Origin of the sequence: Dickeya sp. ws52 (genome assembly GCF_007210685.1) — a bacterium.
In the GTDB taxonomy this organism is placed as follows: domain Bacteria; phylum Pseudomonadota; class Gammaproteobacteria; order Enterobacterales; family Enterobacteriaceae; genus Dickeya; species Dickeya chrysanthemi.
The window spans coordinates 1-1,786 of the sequence record NZ_SZVX01000045.1; the positions used below are offsets into that span (position 1 = coordinate 1).

Below are 1,786 nucleotides of genomic sequence, written 5' to 3' on the forward strand. Positions count from 1 at the left end.
GCCCCGCTCAGCGTCAGGTCCAGTTGCGTCAGCCCGCCCAGCCGGCCGTCGTTGTCCAGCCGCCCGCCCTGCAGCGTCAGCCGCTCGCCCTGCAGCGTGCCCCGGTTCGTCACCGCCCCGCCGGCAATCTCCCATACCCCGGACGACAACAGGGTGCCGCCGTTCTCCAGTTCGTCCACCGTCAGCCGTCCGTCGCCCGTCAGGCTCACCGCCCCCTGATTGCGCCACAGCCCGGTGCGCAGCTGCAGCCCCTGCGCCGATAACGCCCCGGCCGTCTCCAGCGTCCCGCCCGATACCGTCACCGCCCCGCCGCTGGTCAGCACCCCGTCCGCCGTCTGGCTGAACCCGGTCAGCGCCTTCACCCCGAGCGACTGCCGCCCCTGCACCACCCCGCCGTTCCACAGCCCGTCACCGCTCAGCGTCACCGCGCCGCCCGACAGCACCCCCCGGTTGACCGTCTGCCCGGCGGCTATCGTCAGCGCCCCGCCGGACAGCAGCGCCCCGCCGTTGTCCAGCTGCGTTTGCGCCTGTACCGTCAGCGCATCGTCCGCCGACAGCGTGCCGCCGTTGCCCAGCTGCGCCGCCCGTACCGCCACCTGCCGGCCGCTCACCGTGCCCCGGTTGTCCAGCACCGGCGTCGTCAGCGCCACCGCGCCGCCCGCCAGCGTCCCCCGGTTGACCAGGCTCGCCGCCCCCACCGACAGCGCCCCGCCCGCCAGCAGCGCCCCGTCCCACTGCGCCGTGGTCAGTCCGTCCAGCGTCAGGTCCCCCGTCGCCTGCCAGCGCCCTGCGCCGCTCAGGCTGCCGCCACTGACCGTCAGCGTCTGCGCCCCCGCGTCGCCGTCCAGCGTCAGCCCGCCGCCCCGCAGCGTCAGCGCGCTCCCCGCCTGCCACGCCCCGCCCGCCGACTGGCTCACCGACCCCGTACTGGTCAGGCTCACCCGGTCCCCCGCCAGCTGCGACCGGCCCAGCGCCAGCTCACGCCCCGTCAGGCCCAGCCCGTACCCCGGCTGCACCGTCCCGTCTTCCCGCACCCCCGCGCTCAGCCCCGCGTCGGCCGCCGTGATGCGCCCGTCGCTCGCCAGCGTCAGCCCCTGGCCCGCCCGCGTCCGGCTCCCCGTCAGCGTGACGCCCTGCGCCCCGCTCAGCGTGACGGCGCCCTCCGCCTGCTGGCTGCCCTGCAGCGCCAGCGTCTCGCCCTGCGCCGTCAGCGCCCCCTGCGCCACCGCGTCGCCCACCTGCAGCCGCCCGTTCGCCGACAGCCGGATGTCGCCCTCCCGCGCGCTCAGCCCCGCCGTGTTCACCCCCACGCCCCGCTCCGTCGACACCAGACTGATGCGGTTGGCGTACATCCCCCCCAGCGCCCCGGTGTCCAGCGCCAGCACCGGCGCCGTCCCCTCGACCGCCTGCGCCGTCACCCGGCCGTCCGACCCCACCCGGTTCGCCCCCAGCACCACCTGCGCCTCCCGCGCATTCAGCCCCGCCTGCAGCGACGCCGTGCGCGCTATCAGCGCAAAATAATCGCTGCGGCTCGCATCCAGCCCCGCCCCGTCTATCAGGATGTCCCCGCCCCGCACGTCCAGACCGCTCAGCCCGCCCGCCGCGTCAAACTGCGGCGTGCCGGTGGTCAGCGTGATGCGCGGGGTGTTGAGAAAGCCGCAGCCGCTGCAGGTGATGCCGTACGGGTTCGCCACCACCACGTTCGCCGCCGGGCCCGCCACCTCCAGGTAGCCCGCCAGCTGGCTGCGGTTCGGCGACACCACTTCGTTGAGGATGGCCGCGGCCG

Annotated in this window: 1 protein-coding gene; it reads right to left on the reverse strand. The window is 75.7% G+C overall.

Features of this window, described 5'->3' with window-relative positions; all coding sequences use genetic code 11:
• Positions 1 to 1,786 (reverse strand): filamentous hemagglutinin N-terminal domain-containing protein (locus FDP13_RS21415; RefSeq protein WP_143840370.1); only part of this gene is annotated, 1,786 nt, incomplete at both ends.